At 67.4% G+C, this 6007-nt stretch carries 6 protein-coding genes; all 6 read left to right on the top strand.

Annotated elements, in window-relative coordinates; translation table 11 throughout:
- Nucleotides 1-669 (top strand): ABC transporter ATP-binding protein (locus HKK72_RS34805; protein WP_187238662.1); only part of this gene is annotated, 669 nt, incomplete at its 5' end.
- Nucleotides 656-1375, top strand: a complete 720-nt coding sequence (locus HKK72_RS34800; RefSeq protein ID WP_187238661.1) for an ABC transporter ATP-binding protein — start codon at nt 656-658, stop codon at nt 1373-1375. The genes HKK72_RS34805 and HKK72_RS34800, both read left to right, overlap by 14 nt.
- A 49-nt stretch (nt 1376-1424) precedes the next feature.
- The gene (locus HKK72_RS34795; protein WP_187238660.1) at nt 1425-2663 is read left to right on the top strand and encodes an ABC transporter substrate-binding protein; all 1239 of its coding nucleotides are present in this window, start codon (nt 1425-1427) and stop codon (nt 2661-2663) included.
- Nucleotides 2664-2673: 10 nt separating this feature from the next.
- Nucleotides 2674-3537: a branched-chain amino acid ABC transporter permease gene (locus HKK72_RS34790; protein WP_187238659.1), complete on the top strand. Its 864-nt coding sequence runs from the start codon at nt 2674-2676 to the stop codon at nt 3535-3537.
- Nucleotides 3534-4529 (top strand): branched-chain amino acid ABC transporter permease, encoded by a 996-nt coding sequence (locus HKK72_RS34785; RefSeq protein WP_187238658.1) that lies wholly within the window; start codon nt 3534-3536, stop codon nt 4527-4529. Before HKK72_RS34790 ends, HKK72_RS34785 begins: the two co-directional genes overlap by 4 nt.
- Nucleotides 4530-5356: 827 nt before the next feature.
- Nucleotides 5357-5968 (top strand): reverse transcriptase domain-containing protein, encoded by a 612-nt coding sequence (locus HKK72_RS34780; RefSeq protein WP_315987597.1) that lies wholly within the window; start codon nt 5357-5359, stop codon nt 5966-5968.
- Nucleotides 5969-6007 lie beyond the last annotated feature (39 nt).

Genomic DNA, 6007 nt, shown 5'->3' with positions numbered 1-6007 from the left:
GGTGTGCACGCTCTGGTAGGCCCCAACGGCGCAGGCAAGACCACCCTGTTCAACCTGCTCACCGGCTTCCTGAAGCCGACCGCGGGCAGCGTCCTGCTGGAGGACCGCGTTGAGCTGACCGGGCGCAGCCCCGAGGCGATCGCCCGGTTGGGCCTGGCGCGGTCGTTCCAGATCACCAGCCTGTTCGCCGAGCTGACCCCGCGCCGGCATGTGGAGCTGGCGCTGGCGAGCCGCACCGGCCTGGGGTGGCGGTTCTGGCGTTCGGACCGGACGCTGGACCGCTTCGCCGGCCGCGCGGGGGAGCTGCTCGACCAGGTCGGGCTCGGCGACCACGGTGACGTCCCGGCGGGCTCGCTGGCGTACGGGCGCAAGCGTGCGCTGGAGCTGGCGCTCGCGCTGGCACTGGACCCCAGGGTGCTTCTGCTCGACGAGCCGACCGCCGGGATGGGCGTGGAGGACGTGGACCGCACCATCGAGCTCATCCGCAAGATCCGGGCGGGCCGCACCGTGGTGCTGGTGGAGCACAACATGAACGTGGTCGCCAGCCTGGCCGACCGGGTGACCGTCCTTCAACACGGCAACGTGCTGGTCGAGGGTCCGTACGCCGAGATCCGCCATGACCCGCGGGTCATCACCGCCTACCTCGGAGATTCCCATGCTGCGTGTTGACGGGCTGTCCGCCTGGTACGGCGACGCGCAGGCCCTGCGCGAGGTGTCCATCCGCGTCGACGAGGGCGAGATCGTCACGCTGATCGGCCGCAACGGTGCGGGTAAGACCACTCTGCTGCGCTGCCTGATGGGACTGCATGACACGTACGGCAGGACCGCGGGCACGGTCTCGCTGTCCGGCGAGGAGATCACCGGCCTCGCCCCCCATCGCAGGGCCCGCAGCGGCCTGGGATTCGTTCCGGATGACCGGGGCGTCTACGCCACCCTGTCGGTGGAGGAGAACCTGATGCTTCCACCGATGCACAAGGCCGGAGGGACGGGCGGCCCGGAGCCGTGGTCGCTGGAACGGGTGTACGAGACGTTCCCGAAGCTGCGTGAGCGGCGCCGGTTCCCCGGGACGAAGCTGTCGGGCGGGGAGCAGCAGATGCTCGCGCTGGCCCGGGTGCTGCGGACGGGTGCCCGGCTGCTGCTCTGCGACGAGCCCACCGAGGGGCTGTCGCCGCTGATCGTCCAGCAGATCGGCGACATCCTCCGCGAGGTGAAGGCCGCCGGAGTCACCGTCCTGCTGATCGAGCAGAACGTGCACTTCGCCGCCACCGTCGCCGACCGCCACTACCTGCTCGCCGAGGGCCGGGTGGTGGAGTCGCTGGACAACGACCAGGTCCGCGAACGCGAGCACGAGCTGCTCGGCTACCTGGGCATCTGACCTCTCGGCCTATGACGACGACCGGGATTCGGGACACAGAGGAGGCCTGATGAGGCTCACACGATGGACCGGCGGCCTGGCCGCCGTGGGGTTGCTGGCCGGCTGCGCGGGCGGACCTGGCGGCGCCGGGGGGAAGATCAGTGACGGCGGGGTGGTGCTGGCGGTCATGAACGACCAGTCGGGCATCTACGCCGACACCTCCGGCCGCAAGACGGTCGAGGCCGTCAAGATGGCCGTGGCCGACTACAAGGCCAAGTACGGCGACAAGGCGGTGACCGACAAGATCGAGGTCCTCTCCACCGACCATCAGAACAAGCCGGAGATCGCCAACTCCAAGGCGCAGGAGCTCTACGACCGCAAGCACGCTGACGTGATCCTGGACGTGCCGACCTCATCGGCCGCGTTCGCCGTCGCCACCATCGCCAAGAACAAGAAGAAGGTGTTCATCGACGTCGGTGCCGCGAGCACCGAAATGGAAGGCAAGCAGTGCAACAAGTACACCTTCCACTACGGCTACAACAGCTACATGCTCGCCCACGGCACCGGCACAGAGGTGACGAAGGCCGGTGCCAAGAACTGGTACATCGTCTACCCGGACTACGCGTTCGGGCAGGACATGCAGAAAACATTCGCTACCGCCATCAAAGGTGCAGGCGGGGCGGTGGTGAAGAGCGACCCGACGCCGTTCCCCAACGACAACTTCTCCACCTTCTTGCTGAAGGCGCCCGGTCTCGATCCCAAGCCGCAGGTGCTCGGGACGATGCAGGCGGGCGGTGACCTGGTGAACCTGGTGAAGCAGTACAACGAGTACAAGCTGCGGGACAAGGGCGTCGGCCTCGCCGTCGGGCTCCTGGTGCTCAGCGACGTCCACTCGCTCGGCTCGGATGCGCTGGCCGGGACCCGCTACACCGACATGTGGTACTGGAACTCCGACGCGAAATCCCGCGCCTGGGCCGACAGGTTCCAGGCCAAGGTCGGTCAGCGTCCGACCGCCAACATGGCCGGCAACTACTCGGCCGCCCTGCAGTACCTGGAGGCCGTGCAGCGCGCCGGCACCGACAAGTCCGACGAGGTCGTCAGGCAGCTGGAGGGCTACAAGTTCGAGGACGCCTTCGCTCGCAACGCCACCATCCGTGCCCAGGACCATCTGCTGCTGCACGACGCCTATCTCGGAGAGGTGAAGCCGAAGAGCGAGGTCAAGGAGCCCTGGGACTACATCAAGATCCTCAAGACCATCCCGGCGGCGGAGGCGTTCCAGCCGCAGCCCGACCCCGCGTGCAAGCTCTGAGGCGGCCGGGGTGCTCCAGCAGGCCTTCAACGGGCTGGTGGGCGGGGCGTTCTACGCCCTGCTCGCCCTCGGCCTGTCCGTCATCTTCGGCATGCTGGGCGTGGTCAACCTCGCCCATGGCGCGTTCTACATGCTCGGCGCCTTCGGGGCGTTCGTCGCGCTCGACTCCTTCGGCCTGAGCTTCTGGCTGTCCCTGGTGCTGGTGCCGCTGCTGCTGGGGGTGGCGGGAATCATCCTGGAACGGCTGTTCATCCGGCGGCTGACGCCGCTGGATCCGCTCTACAACTTCCTGTTCACCTTCGGCCTGGCCCTGATCCTCCAGGACCTGATGAAGCGGAAGTACGGGGTCAACTCCCAGCCGTACCCGCGTCCGTCCCAGCTTTCGGGCACCATCAACCTGGGGTTGTTCACCTACCCGGCCTACCAGGTGTTCGTGCTGGGTACGTCGCTGCTGGTGTGCGGTGCCGTGTGGGTGGTCCTCACCCGCACCCGGGTCGGGATGATCGTGCGCGCGTCCACCGAGCGTCCCGAACTGACCCGCGCGCTGGGCATCGACGTCGGCCGCTGGGTGACGCCGGTGTTCGGTTTCGGAATCGCCCTGGCCGCGTTCGCCGGGGTGCTGGCCGCCCCGATGCGCGCCGTCAACCCGCTGATGGGCGCGGACCTGATCATCACGGTGTTCGCGGTGGTGGTGATCGGCGGCCTGGGGTCGGTGTTCGGGTCGGTCGCCGCCGGGTTCGTGGTGGGGCTGGTGTCGGCGCTGGGCAACTTCTACGTCCCGGCGCTGTCGCAGACGCTCGTGTTCATCCTGATGGCCGCCGTCCTGCTGTGGCGCCCGGCCGGCCTGTTCGGACGCGAGGAGGCGTTTCGATGATCCTTTCCCGTCTGGCCGGACGCCCGGTCCTGCTGGCGATCGGGCTCTTCGTCGCCCTCGCCCTGCCCTGGATGATCTATCCGCCGATCGCGCTGGACATCGCCTGCTGGGCGCTGTTCGCGGCGGCCGTCGACCTGCTGCTCGGCTTCACCGGCCTGCTGTCGTTCGGGCACGCCGCCTTCTGGGGCGGCTCGGCCTACGTCACCGGGCTCGTCGCACTGCATTCCGGCCTGCCGTTCCCGGTGGCGATCGTGGGCGGTACGGCGTTCGCGGCGCTGCTCGCACTCCCGATCGGCTTCCTGTCGGTCCGGCTGACCGGGATCTACTTCGCGATGGTCACGCTGGCCTTCGCCCAGATGGTGTACTTCGTCGCCAACCAGTGGCGGGACGTCACAGGCGGGGAGAACGGCCTGCAAGGCATCCCCCGCGAGCTCGGCGGAATCGACCTGTCCGAGCCGTTCTACTTCTACTACGCGGCGCTGCCGTTCTTGCTGGCGGGCCTGTTCGCCGCCTGGCGGATCGTGCGGTCGCCGTTCGGTCGGGTGCTGGTGGCCATTCGCGACAATCCGAACAGGGCGCGGGCCCTCGGCTATCCCGTCGACCGATACCGGCTCCTGGTATTCGTCCTGTCGGCCGCCCTCTCCGGGACGGCCGGAGGCGTGTTCGCCATCGGCCACGGCTTCGCCTCGCTCGAAGGGGTCTACTGGACCACCTCGGGCCAGGCCGTGATGATGGTCGTCCTCGGCGGCATCGGCACCCTGTGGGGCGGCGCCATCGGAGCGGCCCTCGTCGTCCAGGTCCAGGACCATCTCGCGACCGCCGGCTTCGAGGAGACCGGGATGATCACGGGCGCGATCTTCATCCTGGTCGTGCTGCTGTTCCGCCGCGGCATCTGGGGCACGGCCCGCCACCTGCGCGCCTCCCGCCGCCCGGCCGTCCCTTCCCAGGAGACGTCACCCGAGCCCACCAGGCCGGTCGACACCCCCGTCTGATCACCGTAGGGCACCGGCGCATCTGATGCTGATTACCGGGCCACGGTGATCACCAGGTCACCCGGTCGGGCACATTTACCCGGGTCAGATGGGTGGGTCGCGTGCGGCTCGACCCTGCGGGTGCCGAGAATGTCGTCCATGTAGGTGAGAGCCCAATCGACTGGCCTACCTGGCGGTAACGAACGCCTTCGCGGTCCTGTGCCTGCTTCCTGCGAGCGATCGGGACAAGGACACCGAGGTTCGTGTGCCACGAACGCTGATGGGGGTTGCGATGTAGAAGATCGTGATTTCTGGATGTGGTGCTGTGCTGGTGATGGAGGTAGGCCCTCCGGGATCGCCTTGCAGGGGGAGGTTCCAAACCACCGCAAGTTGCTGCGGTTAAGAGCCGTGGTGGTGAGCGTTGCGGAAAAGGCCCACTTTGATGGGTCAGGTGTGAGCCGAGAAGGCGAACGCGAGTGAACCACTGATGAGGTGTCGAAAGTGTTCAGGTGGCATCGAACCAGGGTCGGGATCTTGCTCTGGGATGAGTCTGGCGGGTGCCTGCTGACTGGCCAGATGGTGCCCGGCATGAAGGTGGCGCGAGTTCGGCTCAGGCGCTGGCATGGAACGTGGGAACCTGTCGCCCCGGCGGTGCCGGGCTGGTGTTGGACCGGCCGGCCGAAGGGAGTGCTTCAAGCAGCGGAAACTGTGAGGGGTCGAGTGCCGGTGCGGGGCACAGGGGCGGACCGGCTCGTAGTAGCGGTGATGCTCGGTAACGCGGGTGGAGCGAAGGGGCCGGGTTGTCCGGGTTCGCTTGGTGGTCAACCGGTGTGGCCGGGAGGAGCCGGGTGAGCGAACCGAAGCAGCAGGACAAGCCGTTTCAGATTGACAAGATCGTGGTCTGGGAGGCGTTTCAGAGGGTCAAGGGCAACAAGGGTGCGGCGGGCGTCGACGAGCAGTCGATTGAGGAGTTCGAGGCGGACCGGGACCGGAATCTGTACAAGATCTGGAACCGGCTGTCATCGGGGTCTTATTTCCCGCCGCCGGTGAAGGCGGTGGAGATCCCCAAAGCGGGAGGCAAAGGGGTGCGGGTGCTGGGCGTGCCGACCGTGGCCGACCGGATCGCTCAGACGGTGGTGCGGATGTATCTGGAGCCGAAGGTCGAACCGATCTTCCATCCGGACTCCTATGGCTACCGGCCGGGCAAGTCCGCGTTGGACGCGGTCGGGACATGTCGTCAGCGGTGCTGGCGCAGCGACTGGGTGATCGATTTGGACATCCGGGCGTTCTTCGACACCGTGCCCTGGGATCTCGTGCTCAAGGCGGTCGCTCACCACATCTCACCAGATCAGCGGTGGATCCTGCTGTATGTGGAGCGGTGGCTCAAAGCACCACTCCGGCAGCGGGATGGAACGCTGGTCGCCCGGGATCGCGGGACCCCGCAGGGCAATACCGCTTAGTTAAGGCTCTCGGTGTTTTGGTTTCCACATATCCACACC

It is taken from the genome of Actinomadura sp. HBU206391, assembly GCF_014323665.1.
Lineage (GTDB): Bacteria > Actinomycetota > Actinomycetes > Streptosporangiales > Streptosporangiaceae > Actinomadura_C.
Note: the sequence above shows the minus strand (reverse complement) of the source record. Positions and strands in the feature narration are given on the sequence as shown.